Raw genomic sequence first — 25,671 nt, forward strand, 5'->3', positions numbered from 1 at the left:
GTTGCCCTTCCGGATCAATGGCCAACGAGCCGCCGGTCCCTCCGGAGACGGCCCGGCAGGATCTGGCCGACGGCTTCGACGCGTGGCAGCGCCACTTCTCCGACGGTCTGCAGCGAATGCAGCGCTCCGGTGAACTGAGGCAGGAGGCCGATACCGACGACCCGGCGACGTGCCTGTTTGCATCGACTCGAGTCACGAACTGCCGCCGAATCGTTCGGTACGGATCCGCGCTGCATCGTGGCCGAGGTCGACAAGCCACCCGGTGACGGCTTCCACGAACGGCGATGGCCCGCAAACGAATACGCGCGGAGACCGTGATGCGGCGAACGTCCGCTCGGCGATCGTATTCCGGGTCAACCGCCCGCCCTCCTGGAATCCAGGTGCGGACTGTCGGGTGTGCACGATGTCGACGGTAGTTCGTGTCAACCCTACGAGCTCGTCGGCGAACATCTCGTCTCGCGGACTGCGGACCGAGTACAACAACCGACAGTCGGAGCTGTCCGCCTCGCGTTCGCGTGCGGACGCAATCGCGAACAACGGCACGACTCCGGATCCGCCCGCGATGAGCTGGATAGGAGAGCGGTCGGTATCGGAGCGGGACCAGACGAAAAAGCGTCCGAGAGGTCCTTGCACCTCGACATCCTCACCCTCCGCGAGGTGACGTACGAGAAACGGTGACACCTCGCCCGTGGGCAGTTCCTGGACCATCAGAACCACGCGAGTTGACTCACCCGAGGACGCAAGAGAGTAGGACCGAGACGCCTGGTATCCGTCCGGTGCCGTGAGCCGGACATCCACATGAGCTCCGGCGTCGTTACCGGGCCACGTCGGCACATCCAATTCGAGGCGCACGGCCGATGGATTCTCGAAACGCCGACTGATCACCCGCCCGAGATGCCACTGGACGCCGCTCGAGGTTGTCACGAGTAGCGCTCTTCCCGCCATGGGTCGCCCCGAAGGTGGTAGCCGTTCTGTTCCCAGAACCCCGGTTCGTCCGAGGGCAACATCTCCATTCCGAGAACCCACTTCGCGCTCTTCCAGAAGTAGAGGTGGGGCACCAGGAGTCGGGCCGGACCGCCATGTTCGGGTGTGAGTGGTTCTCCTTCCGCCTCGGTGGCTATCCAGGCCTGCCCATCGAGGAGATCTTCGAGCGGCAGGTTCGTGGTGTAACCGCCGGAGCTATGAACCATCACGTAGTCGCAGCTGGTCTCGACATCGTCGAACAACAGGTCCAACGAAACACCCCGCCAGGCCATGTCCAGCTTGGTCCAGTGAGTGACGCAGTGAATATCGGTGACGATGTTCTCGACGCCCACCTTCTGCAGCTCATGCCAGTTCCACCGGTGTGCGACTTTGTCCTCGGTCGTGATCGTAAAGCTCCATTGGCTCTCGTCGATTGCCGGCGTCGGTTCTATCGAGAGCACCGGCCAGTCGTGGGCGAGGGTCTGCCCGGGGGGCAGTCGAGCGTCGGTGGACCTTCGCTGATTTCCGAAACCACTGTTGATAACTCCCACGACTGCACCTTTCCTCGGGCATTCACTACCGCGGCCTACGCGAACGGAACCGAAAACTGTTTCATATCACCGAGCGTCGAGTTGGACCGGAAGTCTGGAGTCGTGCTCCGACAGCCGTGTCGGGGAACGGTTGAGCTCCTCGGCGAACGCCCTCGGCGCGGGTCCTCGCGCAGCTCACGGTCCCCTTCCTGTTTAAGTACCCAAATATGGACTTTGGGGTCCAGTTTTGTGACTGGAATATATCGGAAAACCTAGGACTTTCGCGGCGAATATTGCTTTTCCAACGGGTTTCTCACTTTCGATCCAGCCTGGAGCTTACGGCAGATAGCCAGGAATATCTGGACCCATAGGTCCGTTAAACGATACGATGGCGCGGCCGCCGCGCCATTCGCAAGGAGGAGCCCACGTGATGACGAACGACTACCGCAAGACTCCTGAGTCGGTCAGCCGCCTCAACGACATGCAACTTCGGGTGACGCAGCAGGGCGGGACCGAGCCGGCGTTCCGCAACGAGTACTGGGACCACCACGAACCGGGCATCTACGTCGACATCGTCTCGGGTCAGCCGCTGTTCTCGTCCACCGCCAAATACGACAGCGGCACAGGATGGCCCAGTTTCACCGCCCCCATCGACGCCGCCGCCGTTACGACCGAGGTGGATCGGACATACGGGATGAGCCGCACAGAGGTGCGCTCGGCAGGTGCCGACAGCCACCTCGGGCACGTGTTCCCTGACGGACCGAAACCCGGCGGCCAGAGGTACTGCATGAACTCGGCCGCAATGCGCTTCGTACCCGCTTCCAGGCTGGTCGAAGAAGGGTACGGCGACTTCGCCACGTTGTTCGACACCGACCAAAATTCCTCGAACGGAGCGGCCTCATGACCAACGAGATCAACAACACCGAGACGATCACGAGCGGCGCGACAGCGGAAACGGCCGTCCTGGCCGGCGGGTGCTTCTGGGGGATGCAGGACCTGATCCGCCGTCATCCCGGGGTACTCGGGACCCGCGTCGGATACACCGGCGGACATAACGAGCATCCGACGTATCGCAACCACCCGGGCCACGCCGAAGCCATCGAGATCGTGTTCGCCCCCTCAGAGACGACCTATCGCGACATCCTGGCGCTCTTCTTCCAGATCCACGATCCCACCACGCTGAACCGACAGCGAGGCGACCGCGGCACCAGCTACCGGTCCGCGATCTTCCCCGTCACACCGGAACAGGAGCGGATCGCCCGCGACACGATCGCCGATGTGGACGCGTCGGGTTTGTGGCCAGGTAAGGCGGTCACCACGATCGAGCCGATCGGCCCTTTCTGGGAGGCTGAGCCCGAGCATCAGGATTACCTGCAGAAATATCCGAACGGCTACACCTGCCACTTCCCCCGCGATGGTTGGGTGCTGCCTGATCGGAGTTCGTCGGGCGCGGGAGCGTAGCGGTCGTCCGGTCGGGCGCGGGCCATCTTTCGGCCCGGCCCGGCCGCGAAGCCCTGATCTCGACACCGGTGTAGTTAGCCTGGGGAGATGACCGACAGCGTTAGCGGCTCTCGCCCGCGCCGCTTGACCACGCGCGGTGCCGCAACGAAGGCACGAATCGTCGATGCGGCCGATCAGTTGATGTACGAGCGCGGTGTTGCTTCCACGACCCTGGCCGACGTCCGGGCCACGAGCGAAACCTCGAAGTCACAGCTCTACCAGCACTTCGCCGGAAAGCGCGCACTTGTGTTGGCAGTCGTCGAGGTCCGCGCCGACGCAGTGCTGTCACAACAGCGCCGTCGTCTCGAGAGGATCGAGTCATTTCGCGGACTCGAACTGTGGCGTGACTGTCAGTTTCAGAAGACGGCTGCACGATGTCAGAAGTGCACTGCAGTGCAACTCCGAGTTCTCGAGCACACGTCCGGCCTTATCCAGTGAGCGCTGCGATCCCTGACTGGATAGCGCATTGATGGTGAAATTTCCCATCAAGTTTTACTGGCCGTCGGTGAGCTGCGGGTCTAGCGCCGCGGCCGGCCATGGACGGCTGTTGTCGCGCGAAGTGCTCGATCGGACACTTGCGGCATGGGCGGCGAGAAAGTTGTCGACGATTTGGATGCAGTCGTCGGCGTGGATGTGGCGCAGTCCTGTGAGGCGAGCGAACACTATCGGTCCGAGGAGCTGAATGAGGGCGAAGGTGGTGTCGATCTCGCCGAGCACAGCGCGAGCGTCAGGCGCCGTCAGGATCTGATCCAGGGACCTGCGGTATTGCTCTATGACACGGGCCCGAAGCGAGACCACCGCGCCAGGATCGAGATCGCGCCGGCTGGCGTCGCCGCTGTTGACGGGCCCCATTGCCAGCCAGGCCAGCGTGGTCATCTGCACCGGAGCTTGGTCGATGAGGTCGGCTTGGGTGGTGAGCAACGAAATCAGACGTTCACGTAGCGGACCGGTATCGATATCGGTGTCGACTGGGGGTAATAGTCGCTCGAAGGTTGCAGCGAGCAGGTCAGTGGTACTTCCGAAATGTCGGTACAGAGTGGCACGTGCAACCTTCGACATGCGGGTGACCGCCTCCACGGTGACCGCCTCCACACCGCCGGTGGACAGCAGCTGACCGGCCGCTTCGAGTAACCGGTTACGTGAGCGCGCCAGCCGGGGGTCGGCCGAGCCCTCGGTTGCAACGAGAGGGTCGACCATGAACGGGCTCCGCTCCATTTGACTGACAAGACATGTCCTCGATTGATCATTCTGTCACACCCGCAGAGTTGTGATACTAATAGTCTCGAACCGAGACGATCAGTCTCGAACTGGGAGGCTGGCCGTTGAACGAACGTAGATCCGACTCTGCCAGCGTCGCTCGATGGAGCGGTGCCCAGTGGTGGATGTTGATTGTGTCGTGCATGGCAGTCGCGTTGGTGGTGGCCGCAATGGCAGCATTGTATTCAGCGTTGCCCCAGATCGCGGTCGCGACAGGGGCGACGCAAGCCCAACTGACCTGGATAGTCGACGGTTATACGTTGGTTTTGGCGTGCTTCGTTCTGCCTGCCGGTGCGATCGGTGACCGGTACGGTCGCCGGGGGGTGCTCGTGGCGGGGTTGGCGTTGTTCGCTTTCGCGTCGGCATTGCCCTTGTTTCTCGCCGACCCGGCGTGGCTGATCGCTGCTCGCGCGTTGGCTGGGGCGGGTGCGGCGCTGGTCATGCCCTCGACGCTGTCGATACTGACCGCGGGATTTCCACCGGCGCATCGCGGCCGCGCTGTAGGTGTGTGGGCCGGGGTTGCTGGATCCGGGGCGGTCCTGGGCATCCTCGGGGCTGGTGTGCTGCTCGAGCAGTGGTCGTGGACCTCGGTGTTCGTCGGGTTGACCGTCGCCGGAGCGGTTCTGGCCGGGTTGGCATGCAGTATCGCGGAGTCCCGCCAGCAGGAGCATCCACCGGTCGATTGGGTGGGCGCGGTGACCGTAGTTGTCGCGGTCGGGGCGATCGTCTTCGCTGTGATCGAGGTTCCGGCCCGTGGCTGGTCGGATTCGCTCGTCGCCATCAGCACTGCGGTGGGCTTGTTTGCGGTTGCGGTGTTCGTCGTCGTAGAACTACGTTCCTCGGCACCCCTACTCGATGTCCGGTTGTTCGCCCGCCGTGGTTTCGGTGCCGGCGCGCTGTCTGTCTGTATCCAATTTCTGGTGACCTTCGGGGTGTTCTTGCTGTTGGTGCAGTATCTGCAGTTGATTCTCGGTTATGGACCGCTCACCGCCGCGTTGGCGTTGACCCCTATGGTCGTGCCGCTCATCGTGATCTCGGTGATTGCACCCTGGCTGTCGAACATTGTTGGGCTGCGGGTGATGACCACTGTAGGTCTGCTCACCATCGCGGCGGGACTGGTGATGGTGAGCAGACTGACCGTCGCGGCGACTTACCCTGACCTGCTGTGGCCCTTGCTCATCATGAGTGCGGGTTTGGGGTTGTGTACCGCCCCTGCGACTTTCGCCATCGTCTCGGACACTCCTGAGGCCAAGCACGGGGTGGCTGCCGCGGTCAACGACGCAGCTCGCGAAATCGGTGCCGCGATTGGGATTGCGGTAGCCGGTAGCGTGCTCGCGGCCGGTTACGTTCAGCACATTCAGCCGGCTCTGCCCCAGCTACCCGAGCCTGCCCGTGGTCCGGTGGCCGATTCTCTGGCCGCCGCGTTACAGGTCGCCGACCGCGCAGGACCAGCTGGTCAGCCGCTGGCCGAGTTCGCCAGAGCCGCATTCGTACACGGAAGTGGTCAGGCGACACTGTCGTTGGCGGCGCTGACCGCCGCTGGGGCACTCGTCCTCGCCGTCTTTGCGCCAGGTAGACGCAGCCGTACGACAGCCACCGCGGGTGATGGACGTCGGTGAAGGTCGGCCAGGGTGTCTATTCTTCGGTGTGATTCGTGTCCGTGGCCCGGAGTTGGGCTCGGGCTTGGGACTGCATGAAGTGTTCGACCTCGACCACCACGAACAGGGCAGTAGCGGTGGCTACCGAGCGGCCCTGCGCATCGTCCATCGTGGCCGTGAGATCCAGTTTGCGCCCATCACGAGACCGAACGGCAGCACGCAATACGTATGGAGTGCCGAGCAGAACCGGCGCCAGGTAGTCGAGCTCGAGACGCCGCGTCACGGCGAGCTCACCCACTGTGTAGAGCAGGAAGCCGAACAGATCGTCGAGAACGGTCGCCACCGCGCCTCCGTGTGCTATCCCGGGTGCCCCGACATGACGTTGATCGAACACATGGTGAGCCACCACGCCGTTCTCGTCACGCTGGACCGACAGGGCGTGGCCGTGCGGGTTCTGCGGCCCACAACCAAGACAGTCGGGGTGGTGGGGCGGTAGATCAGGCGAGTCGAAACTCGTGCTCCAGAACGAGCGCGCCCAGTTCTCGACAGCCGGGCCGGCCGACCCGCTGACCTCGTCCGGAACTCTTTTCATGGTCGGACCTCTCTGTCGTGAAAAAAAATTGTGCCGAGTCTGTCGCGTCATCGTGCGCTCGGCCTGCACCGCTGTTAGTTTCGATAGATAAACTGCACTATGTCAGAAGTGAACCGCGCGTTGAAAACGTCGGCGAGGTTGCAGATGAGGGTCATCCACCCCGCAGCCCAGTGGCTGGCGTCGTGATCTGATCGGCCCAGGGATTCGGACACTAGACCCGCTTGGAATAGGGATCTACAAGCATGAGCAGATCGCGTCGATCTTTCAGCACCGAGTTCAAAGACGAACTGTGCCGAGAGGTCATCGACTCTTCCAAGCCGATCAGTGAGGTCGCCAGGGCGTACGGTGTCGGCGACGACAGCTGCAGCACAGTGCGATGCGCCCCGTGTACCGCGCGCCATCGAACGACGGTGGGCATCATCTCGTGATGGCGGACAGCGAGCGTGAAGCAGACTCCAGGGACTCCACCAGGATCAGCTCGAGTTCCGACAGTCTGGCAGCCGACACGGCCACCGCAGCTGCGCGTGTTCGTACATCGAGACCGCGTTGTGTTCCGGCGCGGGCAGTTTCGGTCCAGGCCTGGGCGCAGTGATCGGCGGCCACCGCGAGGTCTGCGGTAGCGGGATCACCGGTCAGACGTGCAATCTCGGTACAGCCGTCGGCGAGAAGCCGACGAAAGAGCCCGCCTCCGGTTCCGGCCTTTTCGATGAAGATACCGAGACTGAACAGCAGCGTCTCGAGGTCATCGGGCGGAAGGTCGACCCAGCTCTTGACGTCGGTTGCCAGCTGGTCGACCGCGGCCAAACCGTCGGCACCGGCTGCTGGTATGTGGTCGGCTATTCCCGGTGTCGATGGGGCGTGCATGCTGGCGGCGGATCGGGCGAAGGCCGCGGCCGCGGCAGTCGACACGGGCGGCAGTGTCTGCGGCCACGTGATTCGGTACGTGCAGTGACGTGTCGGTTGCGGGAACGAGGTGGAAGATCGCGCCCGAGCCAGCGCGTCGAGCGGGATCTTCTGCACGTCGGCCCGATCGTTGTCGACGACCGAGGCAGTCCCCCCGATCTCGTCGTAGCCGATCACCACGATGTCGTGGCGACTCATCTGCAGTTTCACCCGTAAGTAGGGCAGCTCAGCGATATCGGCCCAGACCAGACTGGGTCTTCCCGCATCGATGTCGTCGCGAACCCATGACCATCCCTCACCGGGATCGTCGGTCGTGAGAACCTCGACTTGTCCGCCGAGCCTGCGCGGTAAGTCGATCTCGAAGTCGGCACCGCGGCCGACCAGGTACATCGGTGGGACCAGGTCGTCCGATCGCAGGTAGGACAAACCGAGATCACCACCCAGTGCGAACACCAACCCCTCGTCGGGTGGTCCGTCCCATCCCAGACCGTGCCACTGGAGAAGGTCTCGCATTGCACCTGACCCGCAGTGCCCTCCCATCCGGTGGGGATAGTTCTCGATCAGAGTCGTGGGGGTCACTGTGGCTGCCTTTCGGGTGGTTGGTCGAGCGCGCGTGTCGGCATGCTCAGCTGTTCTGGATTCTGTCGAGATACGTTCGGCGAGCAGTCATGTCGACGTCCGCGAGGAACACCGAATCTGTGTTCAGGGCCGCACCCAGTCCGGTCGCCAGCCGCCGGGGGACGAATTTCACCGCCGCGACCATTGCGCCTGCGAGACGGGTGACGCGGACGAAGGGGCGTGGATTCTCGATCAGATCTGCTGTCGCGCGGGCGATTTCCTCCGGCTCGGCGTTGCGTAATCCCTTTGCGCCGGCGGTTCCGGCGACGAGTTCGGTGTTGGTGAACGTCGGGCGGACTGTGGACAGTCGAACCCCTGACTTGCGGTACTCCAGTCGTGCGGCCTCTGTGAATCCGATGACTGCGAACTTGGTAGCGCAGTAGGTCGCCAAACCAGGTACCGCGAGCTCGCCGGCCAATGACGCAGTGTTGATGATGTGTCCGGTGCGGCGCGGCAGCATGCGCTGAAGAGCCAGTTTGGTCCCGAAGATGACACCCAGGACGTTGATCTCGACTTGACGCCGGGTTACTGCATCGTCCTCTTCGTGGGCGTGGCCGGTAGGCATGATGCCCGCGTTGTTGATCAGGATGTCGAGGGGTCCGAGTTCACGTTCGACCAGGTCCAGAAACGTTGTGAACGAGTCAGGTTCGGTGACGTCGAGTCGGGTGACGACCTTCACCCCGAGTTCGGCGGCGGCCTCCTTCGCACGTGCCTCGTCGATGTCGCCGATGGCGACCCGGTGGCCTCGTCGAATCAACTCCTTCGCTGTCTGATAGCCGATGCCGCGAGCTCCACCTGTGATCGCCACGGTCCTGGCGGGGGTGTGAGGTGCGTTGTTTGTCATCTGCTGCGCTCCTTGCATAGATGAGAGACATCGGTAGACGCCTGTCGGCCCGCTCTCGCGGTAGCGGCTGCGCACACGGGAGAGGGATATGGGTATCGCGCGTCGTCTCGTGCCCGGGGAGGCGTTCGGATCGGTCGTTCATCGCCCGCAGCCGCAATTCCAGCGGCAGAGCGAGTCTCGTCTGTTCGGTGCAACTTCCGGTGTCGGCCTTACCACGGCCGCGGCGACGAGACAGTCATGTGGCACAGCTCTGCCAGCAGGTATCGGCTCACCCGATTCGAAGGTGTCCGAGGCGGTCCGAGTGTTCACGATCGCGATTGTTCGCGGAGAGAGCTCCGACCGATCGGCAGTCGGCCGCGATACGGGGTTCGGCGCGTATGTTCTCACCGCTTGTGTTCATCGAGACTCCCGCGGAAGGTTTCGATCCCCGGGAGTTTCGTCCGGCCGGGTGCGGCCGGTGAAAACATCATCGAGTGGGTGAGCGCCCGTGAAGATCGTGGGGCCGTAGGCGTGCCGAAGCACCGTCAAGATCGCGTTCAAGGGTAGGTCGTCGAAGACTCCTCGCTCGCGGACATACTCCATGTGCTGGGCTCCGTCTGCGGTGAAGGCATGCATGAGAGCATCGCGATCGCCGTCGAATTCCACTGGCGGCACGCCGAAACGAGCGCACAACTCGACATTGAATGCCGGCGTGGCCTTCAACCACCGGCCCTCGATGTAGAGGCGACTGTAGCCGTGGTAGACGAACAGGTCGGTGCCGCCCATCAGCGTGCGCAACGTCTCGGTCTGCAGGTGATTTCGGACGTCGGCGAAGCCGAGCAGTGCTGGGATACCCGCCGCCCGGCACACTGCGGTCAACAGCACCGCCTTCGGGACGCAGTAAGCGCGCCCGGCCTCGAGGACGAAGCTCGCTCGATAGTGGGCCGGATCGTCCGACACGGTGTATGGGTCGTACCAGATTCGGTCGCGGACGGCGGCGAAGAGGCGTCTGGCCTTGTCACGGTCGCTGCTCGCATCTCCGATTGCCGCGGCGGTGAACGCCCGCACGGATTCGTGCTCGATGTCGAGGAAGTCCGTTGCTCCCAGGTATGCGTGTGGTGGCTGCGTAGTATGTGCTCCGGGCGGGCGGTCTGTCATGGTCATCGCTGATGTTCCCTTCTCTGAGCAAACCGGTTGCTGTTGTGTGCACAACGACCGAAGGATCGGTCAGTTGCGCGCGAGTCCGCCGAGCATCAGGTCTTCGCGTTGGACGGGGAGTCGCTGGGCGATCACCCGTTTGCTGTACATGAACTCGCGCGGGCGACCTATGCAGTCGGCGGCAATGAGCTCACCGGCCTGGAGATAGAAGCAACTGAAATCACTGTCGCGGGTGGGGTCACCGCTGAGAACCACTTCGTCGTATCCAGTGTTGAGGCCGGCGATCTGCAGCTTGAAGTGATACTGATCCGACCAGAACCACGGCAACGCTTCGATTTTTCTGGACTTCCCGCAGGCGGTCGACGCAGCGACTTTGGCCTGCTCTCCTGCGCTCGAGACGGACTCCAACCGTAGTCGACGGCCGTAACGGGCCATGTCGTGGCTCGCGCAGTCCCCCGCCGCCATGATGTCGGGGTCGTTGGTCCGAGTGTGATCGTCGATCACGATGCCGTTGTCGATGACAAGACCCGCATCGGCGGCGAGGTCGGTGTTCGGCTCGACGCCGACACCGACGATGACCAGATCTGCGGGGATCGATTCTCCGCTGGCCAAGGTGATTTCACGAACCTCACGGTCACCGGACAGGCCCTGAACCATCGCGTTCGTTCTGATGTCGACTCCCTGTTCGCGATGTATCCGCTCGAAGAACGTCGATACCTCGGGAGCAGTGACCCGCTCGAGCACACGCCCAGTTGCCTCGAGGACTGTGACCTGTACGCCCAGTGCGCGCAGCGATGCCGCTGTCTCGAGTCCGATGTAGCCGCCTCCGACGATCACCACCCGCTGGCCAGGGCCGGTGGCCATACGTATCCTCTCGACGTCCGCTGCGGTGCGCAGGTAGTAGACCCCGTGGAGATCGGCCCCGGGAACGGTGAGCCGACGAGGGCGGGCTCCCGTGCACAGCGCGAGCTTGTCGTAGGCCAGCTTCTCCCCGGTGTCGAGAACGACGTTGCCTTCCGACCGAACGATGGTCTCCACCTGCGCGTTCAGGAGCTGAATACCTTGCTTGGAGTAGAAGTCCGTGCTGCGAATGGCGATATCGTCGAGTACGCATTTGCCCGCCAGGTATGCCTTCGACAGCGGGGGGCGTTGATAGGGAGCGGCAGACTCGTTACCGATGAGGACGATGTCGCCTGTCCAACCTTCTTGGCGCAAACTAGCTGCCAGTTGTGCCCCAGCATGGCTTGCGCCGACGATGATCGCCCGTTGCGATGTCATACGCTGGAAGTAGGCGTCAGGCGCACCATCATCTTGCTGATGCCCCGCACGAAATTCGACTGAACATACTCGGGGTCGCCGACGACCTCGATGTTCTCGAAGCGGGGAAGCAACTCCTCCCACAGAATCCGCAGCTGCATTTCGGCCAGCCGATTGCCCATACACCGGTGCACACCGAATCCGAACGCGATGTGATTGCGCGCATTGGCACGATCGATGATGAAATCATCAGGATTCTCGAAAACGCGTTCGTCGCGGTTACCCGAGGCATACCACATCACCAATTTGTCACCCTTGCGGATGAATTGTCCGTTCAGAACGGTGTCGGCTTTGGCGATTCGGCGCATGTACGCCAAGGGTGTTTGCCATCGGATGATTTCCGAGTTCATGTTGGGGATCAAATCGGGATTGGCCTTCAATTTCTCGAACTGGTCGGGGAATTGGTTCAACGCAAGAACGCCACCGCTCATCGAGTTTCGCGTGGTGTCGTTGCCACCGACGATCAGCAGGACGAGGTTGCCCAGAAATTCCATCGGACGATCGATCAGATCCTTGGTGTCCTCGTTGCTCTGCAACATGGTGATCAGATCGAAACCGGACTCTTCCCCTGCAGACCTCCTGGCTGCTTTGTCATGCCAGAGAGCGCTGAGGCCACGGGCCATGTCACGCATGCCTTCGAACACCTCGTCGTTGTCCGAGGGCCCACCGTTGGCTTGCTCCATCGAGGTTGCCAAATCGGACCAGTAGACGAGTTTGCGGCGTTGTTCGTAGGGGAAATCCAGAAGAGTTGCGAGCATCCGAGCTGTCAACTCGATCGAGACATTCTGCACCCAGTCGAACGGCTCGTTCAAGGGGAGGTCGTCCAATACCTCCCGTACGCGCGATCGGATCAGTCCCTCCATCTCCCGGAGGTTCTTCGGTGCGACAACCCCCTGGACGGCAGCGCGCTGCTTGTCGTGGTGTGGTGGGTCCATCGCGATGAACATCTCGATATCGAGAAACCGGGGCGGAACGCCGATGACGATGAACGGTTCGGCCGAGAACACAGCGTGATTCTTGTCGACGGCCACGATATCGGCATGGCGCGTGACCGACCAGAACGGGCCGAACGGACTATTGGGTTGGTAGTGCACCGGTGCCTCGTTCCGCACGCGCTCGAAGTACGACTGCCACCGCCCTTGTCTGTAAAGAAAGGGGTTACTGAGGTCGATGTCGGCGAGCTCGACATCCTCGACCGGTGGGATGGGACTTTCGACGAAGATCTTCTTGCCATTCGTGCCAGTCACCCACCGTCGGGTCTTGTCGTACAAATGAGCGCCCTGGATCTGCAGCCCTATCGGGATGGTCGACTGGACCTTGTCGGCGATCGACTCAGAAACTTTCATGCTGTCGTGCCTGCCTTTCGCACATCACAATTGGAATTCAGGTGTTCGAACGATCAGGCCATCCCACGCTTCCGAGGCCACCATCTGGCACGACAACCGAGACGTGGGTTCACGCTCGGGGTTCATCGCCAGCATCTCCTCCTCGTCGGCGCCGGACAGACCCACCTCTCCTGACCACTGCGGGTCGACGATCACATGGCAGGTGCCACAGGCCGTTTCGCCCCCACAGTCTCCATCGATCCCCGGCACAGCATTGTCGGTTGCAATCTGCATCAGCGAGCGACCTTCGACCAGAGCCGCCTCGTGCTTCTCACCATCGTGGGCGACGAAAATTACAGCTGCCATGTCAACTCCTCGTTTTCCGGCGTGATTGACGAAAGTGTCGTCGCAAACGCGGGTGACGGCTATGTTCGGTGGAGTCATAAACTTGTGAATTCGGGTCAAAGGGGTCACCGTGAAGCTGAGCGACGAGGGCGTGCCACCGCTTGCGTTCGTTCAGTTGCTCGAACGCCGCGCACTCGACCCTGACGCCGCCGCGCGGCTTCGTGTGATCATGCACCGCGAAGGAACCAGTGAAGCGACGCTCATTCAGCATGACGTTCAGGCACCGATACGGTGGTTTCGGGAGGTCTATCCCGAACTCGATATCGCCCAGGCCACTCGACTCGGATTTGCGTTTGCCGAGCAGGCCCAGTTGACATCGTTCGGGCCTCTGAGTTCACCTTTGATCAGCGCTGGTTCGGTCGCCGAGATCGTCGATCTCCTGACATACCTACCATTGATCTCCACGGCGTTGAAGTCGCAGTTCCACACCGGCGACTACGGTCTGATCGTCGGGCTCACTGCGCACACAGGCGATTCCGCACTGGACTGCTTGGTCATCACCTACGGTGGGTCGGCGTTACTACGACTGCTGGACATGCTCGCCGGTGACATATCGCCGGTGACACTCCATCTGAGCTGGCCGGAGCCGGCCGAGGTGAGCCACGACGAAGGTCCGGGGGCGAATCGCCGGTTCTTCGACGCTCCGATTTCCTTCGTCCACGTACCCGAGGAGACCCTCAACAAGGCTTGTCGCTTCTCGGACCCCCTCGCATATCGTCTCGCTATCGCTGATCTGCAGCGAACACTCGCCCAGCGGAGTGGGTCCATGTCATCCGCCGAGAAGGTGAGGCAACAGTTGGAAAAGGACCTCGGACAGCGAACCAACCATGATGTTGCACAAGCATTGTCGATGTCGAGTAGCACGTTGAAACGGCGGCTTGCCGAAGAAGGAACCACCTATAGCAAGGTGCGCCACTCGCTGCTGTACGAGCGCGCGATGCTACGGCTCCTCGACCGATCGGTTTCGGTCAGCGAGATCGCTACCGAACTCGGATACAGCGACCTCGCCAACTTCTCTCACGCCTTCAAACGCTGGACCGGACGCTCTCCGAAAGATTTCCGAAATCCCCGACTCTCAGACGACCCGGATTCGACGTAGACCCCGCAGAACGGGGTCGAGATCGATGCCTCGTTCGTTCGCGGCCTGATCGATCTTCATCTCGGAGATTTCTGAGACGTCACCGCCTCCCTGCCGTGAGAAGAAGAGTGTGTGCAAACCCGAGTACCAACCACTAGTCACTCGACGGTGTCGGCCGGCACGCGTGCGGTCTCCGATTCGAGAAAGTCGACGAGAGCTTCCAACAGGCTGTCCGCGCGGGTTTCGACATCGGCCAGGACAGAGTCCACGTCGTCGAGAAGACCGTGGGCGTGTCTACGCGCAAGCGTTCCGCGTTCGTAGTAGCCGGGGTCGAGTAGAACCCGCGGTACTGGATCCGGTGCCGCGATCTGCTCCGGATGTTGTGACCGCGCAGTGGGCTGCAGGTGGGTGGGTGCCCTTCCGTCCCAGTGCATTCGCACGATGCCCGCTACCGCACGGGCGGTCAGCGGGGTCGCAGCCAACGGGGTGTGGCCCCACCGGTCGATCGCAGTCGACAGCGGATGTTGACCGGCCGGGTCGAAATACCGGTCGTATCCGCCGAGCCCGGTGCCGTCCACGGCATCGAAAGCGTCGGCGAGCATTCGGGTGCTCGGATACCGGGCCTGATGGCCGAGCACCTCACACCAGCGCTGGTACACCGTGCGCGGAGAAATGCCCGTCCCCGCCAGCGCGAGGGAGGTGAGGGTATGAACGCCGCGGCCTGTCTCGATGCGAAGGGCGTCGAGACCCGCATCGGCGGTGACATCGCATGCCCGCAGGGCCGCGATCTGCGTGTACGGCAGACCTGTCGTAGCGAGCGTGAGGATCAGCGCGTCTCTGCGCGCGAACAACGCTGACGGCCAACCGTATTCGGGGAGTCGGGCGATGATTCCGCCGATCACGGCTGCCACCTCCTGCAGGCGCGACGTGCGGGCCCCATCCAGCGCAGCCCGGACGGTCTCAGCGCGCCCTGGAGGAGGTAATAGATGCCGATGATGAGCGGAGTCGATCACCGCGATCCGGCGGCGTTGGGTCGTCGGCGCGGCGGGGTGCGCATACAGGAACCGAGCAAGTGACTCAGGAGAGGCCGCCAATGGGGGTTCGCCATGGGCGGTGCACCAGTCCTCGAACAGTGACCACGTGTGCCGATCCCGCCTCGGTATCGACGTGTTCGTGATGTCCGATGCACGTATCGGACAAGGGCGGTCGTCGTGGTCAGCATCTACCCCTGTCGTCCCGTCGCCGCTCACTGGTTCGGTCGGGTGCCTGGTCATAGGCCGAGCTCGGTGACGGCGTTGCCGACCAGTGGCGCATTCTCGTGAGCGTATGTTTCGACCATTGCGGGTGTGGTGTGCCCGGTTTGGCGCATGATCGCATGCGCGTCGGCACCGTTGCGGAAGGCCTGCGTGACGAAGCCGGAACGGAGGGAATGCCCGCCGAGCTGGGCGACGGTGTCGGGGCCGTATCCAGCTCGAGTAGCGCGGCGGCGGATCGCCGCGTGCACCGCGGCTCCGGACAGGGCTGTGTCGGAGAGGTTGCCGTTCTTGCGGACGGACCGAAACAGAGGGGACCGTTTCTCGACTACAGGAAGGGTGCCGCGGCAGATATGGGAGTCGAATTCCACTGCGCGGGAAAGTATTCGGATGACAGCAACTCTGCCGCCGGTGTCGAACGCTGCGACGATCTGCAGCCATCGCACCCACGCGCAGACCGGACATGACTCGTGGCGGTCGGTGAACGGGAGTGCTTTCACGGTTCCGGTGCCGTCCTGGTCGGTCTTCGATTTGCGGATACGTACGTGCGCGCCGTCGAGGCGGTCGCGGTGGACATCGCGGCATTCGAGCGCTACGAGTTCGCTGCGGCGGAATGCGCCGGTGTAGCCCATCAGGAGCAGCGCAGTGTCGCGGCGTTCGAGGACCTCCGACGCCCACCCGGCCCCACCTCGACGCGCGTAATCGACGATCGTAGTGATGTCGGAGGTCAGCAGCGGTGCGCGCGGGTTACGGGGCCGCTCCCCCGCAGACGCGTAATCCCGCCGAATACCCGAGAGAGTGGCGCGCACCATCTCGTGCCCGCACGGGTTGTCGTAGCCGGTAGCGCGGTGGCGGTCCGCGACCGCCGCGATCCATTTGCCGAACGTCGACGGCGCATACGCCCGCGTCCCGTCGACGGTGAGCGTGTCGGCAGCCGCAACGAGATAGGCCGCCACCGTAGCGGGATGCGCCGGCAACGCGTGGTGCCCGGCGACGGTGCACCAGGTCTCGAAGCGTCGCCACGCCGAATCGTAGGCGCGGCGGGTAGCACCGGACCGTGCCGACGCCATCGACCGTTCGATCCGAGCGGCGACCTCGCCCGACAGGTCCGGAAACACCTCCGCACTCCTCACCGGGACGACTGAATCCGTGTCCAGGACCTCACCTAGCTGCCGATCTGCCATGACAGGGACTGTAGCGAGCACCCCCGACAGCTCTTTCGAGTTGAAACGCGCTGAGCAGGGATTTAGACGAAGACGGTGCGGGAAGGAAAATTCTCGTCGGTCACCGCACAAATAACGTTGGTGACTGTGACACCGCCGCCAAAACGGGCCTTGTCGGCCATCGCCGCGTGTGCGTCGCGGACGACCCCGCTCCATCGGGCGAGAACTACGTCGGCGGATGTTGCAGCGGGATCCCGTGGTCGACGAACAGTCGCACCGTCTCATCCAGCTCCGCTGCGGTGCGGCACCCCCAGCGCAGGAAGTTGTACAACGAACTGGCGGATGCGGGATCGACGCGCGCTGCCTCGATGGCGGCCTCGGCTGCAGCGTGCGCGTCAGCCCATAAATCGCGCTCGGGTGCGGGATAGGACGAGCGCGTCGGAGGTGTCCCGGGATCGACCGGCTCATAGGGTCGTGGGCGCAGCAGAGATGCGTGCGCACCGCCGGCATTGATCTCACCGCTCTCGACCATCGCGATGCCGATCGCTGCGGCCTCGAGGACTTTCGCCTGCTCGTCCCAGTGCAGGTCCTCGAACGGAACCCACGCGGTCCGCAACGGGCGAGAACGACCGGCGGCCCTCCATATCGCAACGAGTCTCGTCGCCCACCGTCCGGTGCGAACCAGTGGCGAGGACACTTCGTCGACGACGGTGCGCAGAAGCCGGAACCACACTGCGGCATGTACCCGGCCTGAGCCGAGTTCCACCCATCCCGTCGTCAGAGCCTCGGTGCTGCGCCGATCGAGGTCCGTGACCGCTGAAGAAACCGGAACGGGCGAGACCCGTTCGTCCGAACCGAACCGGACCTGATCCCAGAAGATCGCATGACCAGGGAAAGCAGAGCAGGGTTCGAGTCGACAACGGTGGTCGAGGCAGCTGCTCAGCACCGGATATTGACGCAGCAGAGTCATGTTGATATCAGCAGTGGATTCGAGGCTGTCGACACATGCCGGGCATGCCCGACTGCGCGGAGTGCTAGCCCACGGCAACCATGCCTCGCTCGTGGGTGTGCGGCGTCGTCGATCCTCCCTCGCGAGGTCGGCCGGTAGCAGGATCGAAAATTGGTGGACGTAGGTGTCGAAGTCGCAGTCGGCGGGGTCGGTGCTGTCGAGCAGCCACGGTGTCCACCCCGCCAACGTCATCATCCGTACCCTCTCTACCGGAACTGCGCCGCGAACAGCCAGCTCGGCAAGTATCGGCTCCGGTGTGTAGCGGTCGAGATCCTCGACAGCACAATCGATATCGACGTCTGCGAGCAGGTCAGAAGGCCTGATGTGCGGATACAGCTCGCATATCCGGGCCAACCAGGACGAGAGGGCCTCACCTGGCAGTGGCTGCGGGTGCAGCGGCCACGGGCGAACGTACGCATCATCGGGCATAGGTGCGAGCCGCGCGTTCATGCGAGGTGGCGCTCGAACTGGCGGCGGCGCTCCGTGGGGCCGACGTACGGAGTGCGCGTGAGCACCGATGAGGTGATCGCTTCCTCTCCGCTGTCGACGGCGGTCACTGCTGCGGCAGTGAGCAGCGTTGTCAGTTCACCGATGGTGCCCTCGGAGCGAGTGAGGAGGTAGTCGGTCATCTCCGGTGATGTCAGGTGCGAGGGTTTGCGGAGGGGGAAGCTCGTGGTGAAGCTGGCCAGCAGTGATCTGGCGTCGGCCGTGTTGGTCCAGACCGGCAAAGTCATGGGGTGGAATCGGTTCTCCAGCTGAGGATCGGTCCGGATGGCGAGGTAGGCGTCGCGGGTTCCGACGGCGACAAGAGGAATGCGTAGTTCGTTGCCCAGGAATCGCAGCACGTTCAAGAATTCGCGGCGGACGTTGTCGCGGCCGGCGAGAACATTGTGGAGCTCGTCGATGATCAACATCCGTACGCCGGTGGCGCGGAGCAGCATCAATGCTTGCTGTTCGAGTTCGTGGACCCGATTGCGTGGTCGGGTCGGTGTTCCCAACGCTGTGAGCAGTGCGAGGTAGAACCGGCCAGGTGACGGGTCCGGGGGCATCTGCATGCACAACACCGGTATCTGCTCGCGGTCGGACAAGCTGATCGGCGGATGAGTGCGCCGGAACTTTTCGATGATCATCGACTTGCCGTTGTTCGTCGGACCGAGCAACAGTAGGTTCGGCATACGCTGCCGGTCCGGCCACGACAGCAACGTCTCCAGATGGTCGATGACCGTACGAGCCTGCGGATACCCGATCCACCTCTCCGACCGGATCAACCGGATCCGCTCCGCATCGTCGAGTACGGTGAGCGGTCGAACCGACTCCCGCAGGTGCCCCAAACCCTCGCCGGACGACTCGGTGGGTTCGTCGCTGCTTCCCATCGATGCGGTCATCGCCTCACCATTCCTCGATGTCGCTGAAGACCGGCGTTGCGGTGCCGCCGTCCGCTCGAGGCTCCTCCGGCGGGTGAATCGCCGGGATCGGTGCAGACGCGACGCCGGTGAGATGCATACGGCGGGCACGGTTGCGCCGGGCTTTGCGGGTAGCTTTCTGCGAGCGGTCGGTGACCTCGCGCATCTGCTCGATCATCGAAAACAGTGCGCTCTCATCGACGTTCGACCGACCTTGTTCGCGGAGACGAGTGATAGCAGCTCTGTGCTCCCACAGTGTCACCGCGGGATGTGACATCGTCCGATACGGCACCTCGACATAGCCGGCACCCTCTGGTTCGAGGACCCAGATTCTGCTCAAATCGCGTGGGTCACGTCGTATCACGAACCGCCCCAAATCCTCTCGCCGCGCAACCCACGGTTTGAGCGCGTTCGAGAAGTAGTGCACGTGATCGAGAACGAAGCCCGTGCGCGTCAGACGTCGCCGGATGACGGGAAGAAAGTCCACCAGGAACGCGGTTTCGCCGAGCACCACACGAGGGGCATGACCAACTGCGGCGACCGCGCCGGCCCACACGGCGGCCGGAGTGTTCCCGATCCCTGTGTGAACGCTCGCGTGATACGAGGCTATGGCCAGGACCAGCCAGCGCTCCAACTCACGCAATGTCAACGCCGCGTGCTTGTCCGAGTCGTAACTTCCTCGGTCCGCGGGGTTCGAGAAGGTGGTCCCAGGCAGCTCGTGCACCGCCGTCATCGCCGTTCCGATGATGCGTTCGACGATCCCGCCGTAGTGCGGTCGGCCCGGAGGACGGTATTCGAGTGTGATCGCGTGCTGGGCGCATCCGCGACGCAGCGCTTCGCTTTTGAACTCGGAGGCGTTGTCGAGATACAACTGTTTCGGCTTCCCTGCCATCGGCCAGTGCACCTGCTCCGCGAACTCGCATGCCTCCAGCCATGTCTGTTTCTCGCAGCACACGCGGCCCAGGCACAACCCGACCGATATCGACGACGGCGGCTCCAGAGTGACGACGAACCCAAGTACGGAACGGCTGAAGACATCGATGGCGATCGTCAGGTAGGGGCGGCCGATCGGTTGCCGCTCGTACTCGTCAACGACCATCAGATCGACGACGGTGTGGTCGATCTGGACCTGATCGAGAATCCCCGACACCGTCGGTGGACTGTCGCCGGCGGACTGACGTGGGCGGGCGGCATCGGGTCCTCCGCGTGACCTGGCCACCGATGCCGGATGGAGCGCGGCGATACGCGCGGTGACGGTATTTCTGGCCGGCACAGGCAGACCCGCGCGGTGGCACGCCAACGCGATACGTCGATGCAGCGCAGCGACACTGAGCTTCTGACGGTGAAGAAAATATCGGGTGAGATGATCGCCGATCACGTCCTCGACCTCGGCCGTTACTCGGCTGCGGCCACGCCCACCCGACGAGACCTTCGTCAGAAGATCGGTGACTGTCCCCGTCCCGTTCCTGAGCCTGCCGACCAACGTGTAGACCTGCCGCCTGGACAACCCCAACCGCTGCGCGGCATCGTCGACCGCTTCCAAACGCACCGGATGCATCTCCAGCAAGGGAGCCAGGACAGCGAAACGGGTCTCGGCCTGGGACCACCGCTCCCCCGACGCGGTCAGCACACCGGTCTCCACGACGTCGAGCTTGTCAGGGTCCATCACAAGCCTCCCTGTCACCGAGAGCCGAACGTGCGACCGTGCACCGCACTTCTGACATCAGGATGTCAGAAGACCACTGCACTCACCCTCGAAACACCTGCAAAGAGTGCAGCCGTCTTCTGAAATTGACAATCGAATTGTCAGTTTCAGAAGTGAGCTGCATTAGTTCAGAAGTCGTGTGCACAGATTGCTGGATGCAGTCGCATCTGCCCAAGATCATGCCTCCGTCTGACAGTAGCGGAGGTAAAGCGATCACCCGGTTCGGGCGCTACCCTTAGGGGGTATGCCTGCTACGGTCGAAGGCATGCATTCAGAGATCGGGCACAGTCACCGGGGCACCGCCTCGGTGACTGGCTTGCTGATTGCAACGGTGGTGTTCGGTGTGCTGCTGATGCATTCCGTCTCCTCGATGTCGATGTCCTCGATGTCTCGGTCGATGAGCGGCGGCCATGCCTCGATCGCAGCACCGTCCCGCATGGACGACTCGGTGTCGATTCCGGTGATGGCCGGGGAACACGACTGCCCGTCTGCACACCAGATGATGCATCCGTGTGTGGGCACGCCGGCGTCGTGGCCCGCGCTGACGGTCCCGGCGCTGAGCACTGCCGTCGACCTGGTGCCGACGTCGGTGAACCGGATCGTCGGATGCACTGACTGCACGCTCGAACGTGCGCCGCCGTGGACGTTATGGGAGTTGGACAGATCGGTGACCTTGCGAGTGTGACGGGGAGCCCGACAGACGCATGTCTGTCGGCGGATCGATACACGGCCATTCTCTGTACTACTCACTCTTGCAAGGAGTTTCCTCATGCGTACCAAAGTCATTGCCTCGATCGCTGCTGCTGCTGCGAGCGCGTTCCTCGTCGTCGGCTGTAGCGACAACGGGGCCGATTCGTCGATGGATGGCCATTCGATGGGATCGATGTCCTCTACCTCGGCATCGTCCGCGCCGGCGAGCTCGACGGCGCAGTTCAACGATGCCGACGTGATGTTCGCGCAGATGATGTACCCGCACCACGCCCAAGCAGTCGAGATGGCCGACATGGCCGAAGGCCGCACCGACAACCCGGACGTGCTGTCGCTGGCATCGGCGATCGCCGGCGCACAGCAGCCCGAGATGGACCAGATGACCACCTGGCTCACCGAGTGGGGTAAGCCCGCGCCCTCGGCTGACATGAGTCAGATGGGCGGGATGGACCACAGCTCCGACAGCGGCATGATGACCGCTCAGGACATGGACGCGTTGATGGCAGCGTCGGGACCCGAATTCGACCGCCAGTGGTTGACGATGATGATCGCCCACCACACCGGTGCCATCGAGATGGCGAACACCGAAATCGCAGACGGTTCCAACCCTGACGCCCTGGAGATGGCCCGCACCATCGTCGCCACCCAGCAGCAGGAAATCGAGACCATGCAGCGGCTGCTCGGCTGACCTGGTCCGCTATACACAACGATGGCCGCATCCTCTCCGGCGGAGAGGGTGCGGCCATCAGCGCTTCGCAGTCGTCAGGGCTGCGTTTCCGGTACGAGATCAGCTCTCACAGTGACGGTGTGCGCTGCGACGGAGAATTGGAACTCCCCTCGTTCACCGCTCCGGTGATGGTGTCGGGCGTGAGGTCGAGTCGCCGAAGCAGCTGCGCGTTCGCGGCGACGATGATCGTCGACAGCGACATCAGGATCGCGCCGATCGACATGGGCAGCACGAACCCGACCGGCGCGAGCACTCCTGCCGCGAGCGGAACTGAGATGAGGTTGTATCCCGCTGCCCACCAGAGGTTTTGCTTCATCTTCCGGTACGAGGCGCGCGAGAGTTCGATCACCGACAACACCGACCTCGGGTCGTCGCTGGCGAGGATCACTCCGGCCGACGCGATAGCAACGTCGGTACCCGCGCCGATAGCGATACCGACATCGGCCTGCGCCAGAGCCGGTGCGTCGTTGACTCCGTCACCGACCATCGCCACCGTGCGCCCTTCCTGTTGAAGTTCAGCAACGTTGTGGGACTTGTCTTCCGGTTTCACCCCCGCGAAGTAGCGGTCCACACCGAGCTCGGTCGCGACGGACTGCGCGACGGCATCGGCATCACCGGTGATCATCACCACCGCGATACCCCGAGCGTGGAGCGCATCGACTGCGGTGCGTGATTCGAGGCGGATCTCGTCTGCCAGCGCGAGGGCACCGATCACGGCCCCGTCGGCGAGGACGTGCAGGATGATCGCCCCGTCGCCCCGCCACCGGTCGGCGACAGCGAGTTCGGATCCGCGCTCCTGCTCGAGCAGCGCGGGCCCGCCGACCTGGACCCGGGTGCCGTCGACGTCCGCAGAGACCCCGACGGCGGGAGACGACTGGAAGTCTGCTGCAGCCGGGACGGTCAGGTTCCGCGCGCGTGCGGCCGCAACGATGGCGCGAGCCAGGGGATGTTCTGAGTCGGCTTCTGCGGCAGCGGCCAGCGCGAGGACGTTGTCGGCGGTGCGCCCGTCTGTCACCTCGATTGCGGTGACGGTGGGTTCACCCTTGGTGAGGGTCCCGGTCTTGTCGAAGAGCACGGTGTCCACCGTGCGCATGGTTTCGAGTGCGAGCCGGTCCTTGACCAGGACACCGCCGCGGGCGGCGCGTTCGGTGGCGATGGAGACCACCAGCGGAATCGCCAGTCCGAGTGCGTGCGGGCAGGCGATGACCAGCACGGTAATGGTGCGGATGACGGCGTCGTCGGGCATCCCGACCAGAGTCCACACAGCGGCGGTGATGATCGCGGCACCGAGAGCGAACCAGAACAGCCAACCGGCGGCCGTGTCGGCGATGCGCTGAGCGCGCGAGGTCGAGTTCTGGGCGTCGGCGACCAAGCGGCCGATGCCGGCGAGGGCGGTGTCCTCCCCTACTGCGGTGACCTGGACGCGCAGACCGGAGTCGGTGGCTACCGTGCCGGCGACGACGTGGTCGCCGTCGCTGCGGCGGACGGTGCGTGATTCGCCGGTGATCATCGATTCGTCCATGCTCGCCGATCCGGAGACGATGGTGCCGTCCGCCGGTACTCGGCCGCCGGGGCGGACGACGACGACATCACCGAGCTGCAGCTCGGCCGGGGACACCGGCACCACATCGTCGCCGTCGACGCGTTCGGCGGTGTCCGGGAGCAGCGCCGCCAACGAGTCCAGAGCGGAGGTGGTCTGCGCGAGGGATCGCATTTCGATCCAGTGCCCGAGCAGCATGATCACGATCAGCAGCGCCAGTTCCCACCAGAAGTCGAGCTGATGATCGAGCAGGCCGAGGCTCGCTCCCATCGACGCAATGAATGCGACGGTGATCGCGAGGGCGATGAGCAGCATCATTCCCGGTGCACGGGAACGGATTTCGCTGACTGCGCCGGTGAGGAACGGGGACCCGCCCCAGGCGTACATCACGGTGCCCAGCACCGGGGAGACCCAGGCGATCCACGATGAGTCGGGCAGTGAGTATCCGAGGAGCATCGCGAACATGTTCGAGGCAACGATCACCGGAACGGCGAGGACCAGCATGACCCAGAACAGGCGACGAAACATACCGACGTGATCCCCGTGACCGGCATGACCACCGTGACCGGTGTGCCCGCCGTGCTCTGCGTTGTGCCCGCCGTGCTCTGCGTTGTGCCCGCCGGTGTCGTGGTCCGACTGCGGAGTCGCCTTCTCTGCCACGTCCGTGTGCATTTCGGGTCCTTCTTCATGCCCGCTGTGCTGCAGTCTGTTCGGCGGATCCGTCCGCGCGGAGTCGACGTCGGAGTGTGTGTGATCGTTCATCGTGCTGTCCTCTCATCCATCGAGTTCGATATCCATTCATCCCATGAACTCGTGGGTTCTGGTTCGGCTGTGTATTCGGCGTCGAGGGCGACAATGATCTGCGCCTGGACGAGCGTGGCTGTACTGGTGACCGTGAATGTCCCTGCCGCCGCCGATAACGCGACAGTGTCCATTCCGATCACGGCGTTGACGTCGTTGCGGACCGACGACTCACAGTGGCCGTACATCGATACCGGCGTAACTGACAGTGCGTGATGATCATGCGTAGCTTTCGACATCTCGGACAACATATACCCCATAGGGGTATATGTCGATCAAGTCGAACCATACCCCTTCCTGATCTCATTGGGAAGAACCGTCAGGGTGTTGTCAACGCGTGAGCGCCAGTCGGCTGGCCACCAGGTGCACCCGCGGTCGCTGTCATGCTCACGGACGGGCATGGATGTCGATACCGATTCGGTCAAGGGGCGCATGCATCCGCGGCACAGCTGAGCCTTACAGCGACGGGCGTACCTGCACACGCGCGTGGATCATCGGCGTTCGCTGCGATTTCCGTTACGAGTCTTCTCACCGACTGGAGGCAGGGCAGGGCGAATTACGCCGTGTCACGGCGCGCATGGCGAGCCCGCGTGTCGACTCTCGAAGATCGCGGAACTGCTCGTTCGGTCGATCGCTGACGCCGCAGATCGGACGGTGGAGCGATACTGTCTCGTTCACCATGGGGCTGCGGCGACGCCGATGTAGCGTTGAGTAAGTCGTAGATGGGTGTATCACTCACGTTCGGTTCCACTTTCGATCTGATCGTTTCGGTGCGCCTTCGAACGCGCCGACAGTTGCCGCTCACCGGCCCCGGGCGAGCCCTGCCCTACCGGCCAGCCGGCGCGCACCGACATATCCAGTCCGCAAACTCGGTCACATGCGGTGAAAATGCCTGCCCGTCACACCGCAGTTGCTCTTTACCGAGTGTCGGCACGCTTGCGCAGCGCAGCGGTCGCCAATTCTGCGACCGCTGCGCGATAGAAATCTCGATCTATCTCCCCGGCCGCGAATCTACGATCGAGGATTTCCTGCGCGTCCTCCCCCGATTGCGGGCGAGCGGACATCAGCCGAACCGCACCCCAGATCAACAGAGCGATCACGACCAGCCAGAACGCGGCCATTCCTGCCATCATCGTCCATCCGCCACTCATGGTGCCCATATTCATCATTGCTGCTCCTCACTCTCGCACCAGCCACCTGCTGACCTGCGGAGTGTGGTCATCCCGCAGCTCCTACTATAACGCTTAGTAGTTCAGCTACTATCGAGCATAGTAGTTGACTGCTGTCGAGACGCC

26 protein-coding genes and 1 pseudogene are annotated in these 25,671 nt (G+C 63.3%); 9 read left to right on the top strand and 18 right to left on the bottom strand.

All coding sequences use genetic code 11. The features are described 5' to 3' along the window. Window positions 1-17: 17 nt before the first annotated feature. Window positions 18-266, top strand: a complete 249-nt coding sequence (locus CH302_RS31035; RefSeq protein ID WP_371828738.1) for a hypothetical protein — start codon at window positions 18-20, stop codon at window positions 264-266. On the opposite strand, the gene CH302_RS28595 is transcribed toward CH302_RS31035, so the two are convergent. Together CH302_RS28595 and CH302_RS28600 are read right to left on the bottom strand one after the other, a co-directional pair. Continuing rightward, entirely contained in the window at window positions 193-924 is a 732-nt protein-coding gene (locus tag CH302_RS28595; protein ID WP_170949168.1) for an FAD-binding oxidoreductase, read from the bottom strand. The genes CH302_RS31035 and CH302_RS28595 overlap by 74 nt on opposite strands. After that, window positions 921-1,514, bottom strand: coding sequence for a molybdopterin-dependent oxidoreductase (locus CH302_RS28600; protein WP_032385462.1), 594 nt, complete (start codon window positions 1,512-1,514; stop codon window positions 921-923). The genes CH302_RS28595 and CH302_RS28600 overlap by 4 nt, the downstream gene beginning before the upstream one ends. A gap of 409 nt (window positions 1,515-1,923) precedes the next feature. Here CH302_RS28600 and msrB point away from each other — a divergent pair, with 409 nt between their 5' ends. The 3 genes from msrB (at window position 1,924) to CH302_RS28615 (ending at window position 3,431) form a co-directional block, all read left to right on the top strand. After that, window positions 1,924-2,397, top strand: coding sequence for a peptide-methionine (R)-S-oxide reductase MsrB (gene msrB, locus CH302_RS28605; RefSeq protein WP_032385463.1), 474 nt, complete (start codon window positions 1,924-1,926; stop codon window positions 2,395-2,397). Next, window positions 2,394-2,954, top strand: coding sequence for a peptide-methionine (S)-S-oxide reductase MsrA (gene msrA, locus CH302_RS28610; protein WP_032385464.1), 561 nt, complete (start codon window positions 2,394-2,396; stop codon window positions 2,952-2,954). Before msrB ends, msrA begins: the two co-directional genes overlap by 4 nt. Window positions 2,955-3,041: 87 nt before the next feature. Next, entirely contained in the window at window positions 3,042-3,431 is a 390-nt protein-coding gene (locus tag CH302_RS28615; RefSeq protein ID WP_255139202.1) for a TetR/AcrR family transcriptional regulator, read from the top strand. A gap of 54 nt (window positions 3,432-3,485) precedes the next feature. Here the strand turns inward: CH302_RS28615 and CH302_RS28620 are convergent, their stop codons facing one another. Then, on the bottom strand, window positions 3,486-4,190 hold the full coding sequence (locus tag CH302_RS28620; protein ID WP_032364248.1) for a TetR/AcrR family transcriptional regulator: 705 nt from the start codon (window positions 4,188-4,190) through the stop codon (window positions 3,486-3,488). Window positions 4,191-4,393: 203 nt separating this feature from the next. Here CH302_RS28620 and CH302_RS28625 point away from each other — a divergent pair, with 203 nt between their 5' ends. Further along, entirely contained in the window at window positions 4,394-5,869 is a 1,476-nt protein-coding gene (locus CH302_RS28625) for an MFS transporter (protein WP_371128951.1), read from the top strand. Window positions 5,870-5,885: 16 nt separating this feature from the next. Here CH302_RS28625 and CH302_RS28630 read toward each other — a convergent pair whose 3' ends face one another. Continuing rightward, a complete protein-coding gene (locus tag CH302_RS28630; RefSeq protein ID WP_032364186.1) occupies window positions 5,886-6,440 on the bottom strand; it encodes a PaaI family thioesterase in 555 nt (184 codons plus the stop codon). A 242-nt stretch (window positions 6,441-6,682) separates the two neighbouring features. On the opposite strand from CH302_RS28630, the pseudogene CH302_RS30795 reads away from it, so the two are divergent. After that, window positions 6,683-6,802 (top strand): annotated as a pseudogene (locus tag CH302_RS30795) (transposase); the annotation flags it as partial. Between the two features lie 55 nt (window positions 6,803-6,857). On the opposite strand, the gene CH302_RS28640 reads toward CH302_RS30795, so the two are convergent. The 6 genes from CH302_RS28640 to CH302_RS28665 all read right to left on the bottom strand — a co-directional run bounded on the left by CH302_RS28640 (window position 6,858) and on the right by CH302_RS28665 (window position 12,950). Then, on the bottom strand, window positions 6,858-7,922 hold the full coding sequence (locus CH302_RS28640) for a BtrH N-terminal domain-containing protein (RefSeq protein ID WP_032382558.1): 1,065 nt from the start codon (window positions 7,920-7,922) through the stop codon (window positions 6,858-6,860). Window positions 7,923-7,968: 46 nt separating this feature from the next. Continuing rightward, window positions 7,969-8,805, bottom strand: a complete 837-nt coding sequence (locus CH302_RS28645) for an SDR family oxidoreductase (RefSeq protein ID WP_032364247.1) — start codon at window positions 8,803-8,805, stop codon at window positions 7,969-7,971. A 396-nt stretch (window positions 8,806-9,201) separates the two neighbouring features. Continuing rightward, the gene (locus CH302_RS28650) at window positions 9,202-9,942 is read right to left on the bottom strand and encodes a transglutaminase-like domain-containing protein (RefSeq protein ID WP_032370982.1); all 741 of its coding nucleotides are present in this window, start codon (window positions 9,940-9,942) and stop codon (window positions 9,202-9,204) included. A 69-nt stretch (window positions 9,943-10,011) separates the two neighbouring features. Next, window positions 10,012-11,220 carry an NAD(P)/FAD-dependent oxidoreductase gene (locus CH302_RS28655; RefSeq protein WP_032370840.1) on the bottom strand — a complete coding sequence of 403 codons (1,209 nt, stop codon included), beginning with the start codon at window positions 11,218-11,220 and terminating at the stop codon, window positions 10,012-10,014. After that, window positions 11,217-12,605 (bottom strand): cytochrome P450, encoded by a 1,389-nt coding sequence (locus CH302_RS28660; protein WP_032364182.1) that lies wholly within the window; start codon window positions 12,603-12,605, stop codon window positions 11,217-11,219. The genes CH302_RS28655 and CH302_RS28660 overlap by 4 nt, the downstream gene beginning before the upstream one ends. 24 nt (window positions 12,606-12,629) lie before the next feature. Next, window positions 12,630-12,950 carry a 2Fe-2S iron-sulfur cluster-binding protein gene (locus CH302_RS28665; protein ID WP_024793405.1) on the bottom strand — a complete coding sequence of 107 codons (321 nt, stop codon included), beginning with the start codon at window positions 12,948-12,950 and terminating at the stop codon, window positions 12,630-12,632. A 109-nt stretch (window positions 12,951-13,059) separates the two neighbouring features. Here CH302_RS28665 and CH302_RS28670 point away from each other — a divergent pair, with 109 nt between their 5' ends. Beyond that, window positions 13,060-14,088 carry a helix-turn-helix domain-containing protein gene (locus CH302_RS28670; protein ID WP_052047647.1) on the top strand — a complete coding sequence of 343 codons (1,029 nt, stop codon included), beginning with the start codon at window positions 13,060-13,062 and terminating at the stop codon, window positions 14,086-14,088. Window positions 14,089-14,225: 137 nt separating this feature from the next. Here CH302_RS28670 and CH302_RS28675 read toward each other — a convergent pair whose 3' ends face one another. The 5 genes from CH302_RS28675 to CH302_RS28695 all read right to left on the bottom strand — a co-directional run bounded on the left by CH302_RS28675 (window position 14,226) and on the right by CH302_RS28695 (window position 20,561). Further along, window positions 14,226-14,969, bottom strand: coding sequence for a recombinase (locus CH302_RS28675; RefSeq protein ID WP_230591063.1), 744 nt, complete (start codon window positions 14,967-14,969; stop codon window positions 14,226-14,228). Between the two features lie 368 nt (window positions 14,970-15,337). Then, a complete protein-coding gene (locus CH302_RS28680) occupies window positions 15,338-16,504 on the bottom strand; it encodes a site-specific integrase (RefSeq protein WP_032364181.1) in 1,167 nt (388 codons plus the stop codon). Between the two features lie 205 nt (window positions 16,505-16,709). Next, window positions 16,710-17,921: a TniQ family protein gene (locus tag CH302_RS28685; protein WP_241064937.1), complete on the bottom strand. Its 1,212-nt coding sequence runs from the start codon at window positions 17,919-17,921 to the stop codon at window positions 16,710-16,712. A gap of 17 nt (window positions 17,922-17,938) precedes the next feature. Continuing rightward, window positions 17,939-18,877, bottom strand: coding sequence for a TniB family NTP-binding protein (locus tag CH302_RS28690; RefSeq protein ID WP_094610788.1), 939 nt, complete (start codon window positions 18,875-18,877; stop codon window positions 17,939-17,941). A gap of 4 nt (window positions 18,878-18,881) precedes the next feature. Then, window positions 18,882-20,561: a Mu transposase C-terminal domain-containing protein gene (locus tag CH302_RS28695; protein WP_094610787.1), complete on the bottom strand. Its 1,680-nt coding sequence runs from the start codon at window positions 20,559-20,561 to the stop codon at window positions 18,882-18,884. A 304-nt stretch (window positions 20,562-20,865) separates the two neighbouring features. On the opposite strand from CH302_RS28695, the gene CH302_RS28700 reads away from it, so the two are divergent. Together CH302_RS28700 and CH302_RS28705 are read left to right on the top strand one after the other, a co-directional pair. Then, a complete protein-coding gene (locus tag CH302_RS28700; RefSeq protein ID WP_094610786.1) occupies window positions 20,866-21,285 on the top strand; it encodes a hypothetical protein in 420 nt (139 codons plus the stop codon). Window positions 21,286-21,369: 84 nt separating this feature from the next. Continuing rightward, window positions 21,370-21,996 carry a DUF305 domain-containing protein gene (locus CH302_RS28705; RefSeq protein WP_094610785.1) on the top strand — a complete coding sequence of 209 codons (627 nt, stop codon included), beginning with the start codon at window positions 21,370-21,372 and terminating at the stop codon, window positions 21,994-21,996. 106 nt (window positions 21,997-22,102) lie between these two features. Here CH302_RS28705 and CH302_RS28710 read toward each other — a convergent pair whose 3' ends face one another. The 3 genes from CH302_RS28710 to CH302_RS28720 form a co-directional block, all read right to left on the bottom strand. After that, window positions 22,103-24,337 carry a heavy metal translocating P-type ATPase gene (locus CH302_RS28710; RefSeq protein WP_176458355.1) on the bottom strand — a complete coding sequence of 745 codons (2,235 nt, stop codon included), beginning with the start codon at window positions 24,335-24,337 and terminating at the stop codon, window positions 22,103-22,105. Continuing rightward, window positions 24,334-24,615: a hypothetical protein gene (locus CH302_RS28715; protein ID WP_255139208.1), complete on the bottom strand. Its 282-nt coding sequence runs from the start codon at window positions 24,613-24,615 to the stop codon at window positions 24,334-24,336. The genes CH302_RS28710 and CH302_RS28715 overlap by 4 nt, the downstream gene beginning before the upstream one ends. A 678-nt stretch (window positions 24,616-25,293) precedes the next feature. Beyond that, the gene (locus tag CH302_RS28720; RefSeq protein ID WP_032401334.1) at window positions 25,294-25,545 is read right to left on the bottom strand and encodes a hypothetical protein; all 252 of its coding nucleotides are present in this window, start codon (window positions 25,543-25,545) and stop codon (window positions 25,294-25,296) included. Window positions 25,546-25,671 lie beyond the last annotated feature (126 nt).

Origin of the sequence: Rhodococcus sp. 15-2388-1-1a (genome assembly GCF_002259145.1) — a bacterium.
In the GTDB taxonomy this organism is placed as follows: Bacteria; Actinomycetota; Actinomycetes; order Mycobacteriales; family Mycobacteriaceae; genus Rhodococcoides.

What these genes read in the sequence shown, in the direction of transcription:
- CH302_RS31035 (WP_371828738.1), top strand. Translation starts at nt 18, where the DNA reads ATGGCCAACGAGCCGCCGGTCCCTCCGGAGACGGCCCGGCAGGATCTG.
- msrB (WP_032385463.1), top strand. Translation starts at nt 1,924, where the DNA reads ATGACGAACGACTACCGCAAGACTCCTGAGTCGGTCAGCCGCCTCAAC.
- msrA (WP_032385464.1), top strand. Translation starts at nt 2,394, where the DNA reads ATGACCAACGAGATCAACAACACCGAGACGATCACGAGCGGCGCGACA.
- CH302_RS28615 (WP_255139202.1), top strand. Translation starts at nt 3,042, where the DNA reads ATGACCGACAGCGTTAGCGGCTCTCGCCCGCGCCGCTTGACCACGCGC.
- CH302_RS28620 (WP_032364248.1), bottom strand. Translation starts at nt 4,190, where the DNA reads ATGGTCGACCCTCTCGTTGCAACCGAGGGCTCGGCCGACCCCCGGCTG.
- CH302_RS28625 (WP_371128951.1), top strand. Translation starts at nt 4,394, where the DNA reads ATGGCAGTCGCGTTGGTGGTGGCCGCAATGGCAGCATTGTATTCAGCG.
- CH302_RS28630 (WP_032364186.1), bottom strand. Translation starts at nt 6,440, where the DNA reads ATGAAAAGAGTTCCGGACGAGGTCAGCGGGTCGGCCGGCCCGGCTGTC.
- CH302_RS28645 (WP_032364247.1), bottom strand. Translation starts at nt 8,805, where the DNA reads ATGACAAACAACGCACCTCACACCCCCGCCAGGACCGTGGCGATCACA.
- CH302_RS28650 (WP_032370982.1), bottom strand. Translation starts at nt 9,942, where the DNA reads ATGACAGACCGCCCGCCCGGAGCACATACTACGCAGCCACCACACGCA.
- CH302_RS28655 (WP_032370840.1), bottom strand. Translation starts at nt 11,220, where the DNA reads ATGACATCGCAACGGGCGATCATCGTCGGCGCAAGCCATGCTGGGGCA.
- CH302_RS28660 (WP_032364182.1), bottom strand. Translation starts at nt 12,605, where the DNA reads ATGAAAGTTTCTGAGTCGATCGCCGACAAGGTCCAGTCGACCATCCCG.
- CH302_RS28665 (WP_024793405.1), bottom strand. Translation starts at nt 12,950, where the DNA reads ATGGCAGCTGTAATTTTCGTCGCCCACGATGGTGAGAAGCACGAGGCG.
- CH302_RS28680 (WP_032364181.1), bottom strand. Translation starts at nt 16,504, where the DNA reads ATGGCAGATCGGCAGCTAGGTGAGGTCCTGGACACGGATTCAGTCGTC.
- CH302_RS28685 (WP_241064937.1), bottom strand. Translation starts at nt 17,921, where the DNA reads ATGCCCGATGATGCGTACGTTCGCCCGTGGCCGCTGCACCCGCAGCCA.
- CH302_RS28690 (WP_094610788.1), bottom strand. Translation starts at nt 18,877, where the DNA reads ATGACCGCATCGATGGGAAGCAGCGACGAACCCACCGAGTCGTCCGGC.
- CH302_RS28695 (WP_094610787.1), bottom strand. Translation starts at nt 20,561, where the DNA reads ATGGACCCTGACAAGCTCGACGTCGTGGAGACCGGTGTGCTGACCGCG.
- CH302_RS28700 (WP_094610786.1), top strand. Translation starts at nt 20,866, where the DNA reads ATGCATTCAGAGATCGGGCACAGTCACCGGGGCACCGCCTCGGTGACT.
- CH302_RS28705 (WP_094610785.1), top strand. Translation starts at nt 21,370, where the DNA reads ATGCGTACCAAAGTCATTGCCTCGATCGCTGCTGCTGCTGCGAGCGCG.
- CH302_RS28710 (WP_176458355.1), bottom strand. Translation starts at nt 24,337, where the DNA reads ATGAACGATCACACACACTCCGACGTCGACTCCGCGCGGACGGATCCG.
- CH302_RS28715 (WP_255139208.1), bottom strand. Translation starts at nt 24,615, where the DNA reads ATGTCGAAAGCTACGCATGATCATCACGCACTGTCAGTTACGCCGGTA.
- CH302_RS28720 (WP_032401334.1), bottom strand. Translation starts at nt 25,545, where the DNA reads ATGATGAATATGGGCACCATGAGTGGCGGATGGACGATGATGGCAGGA.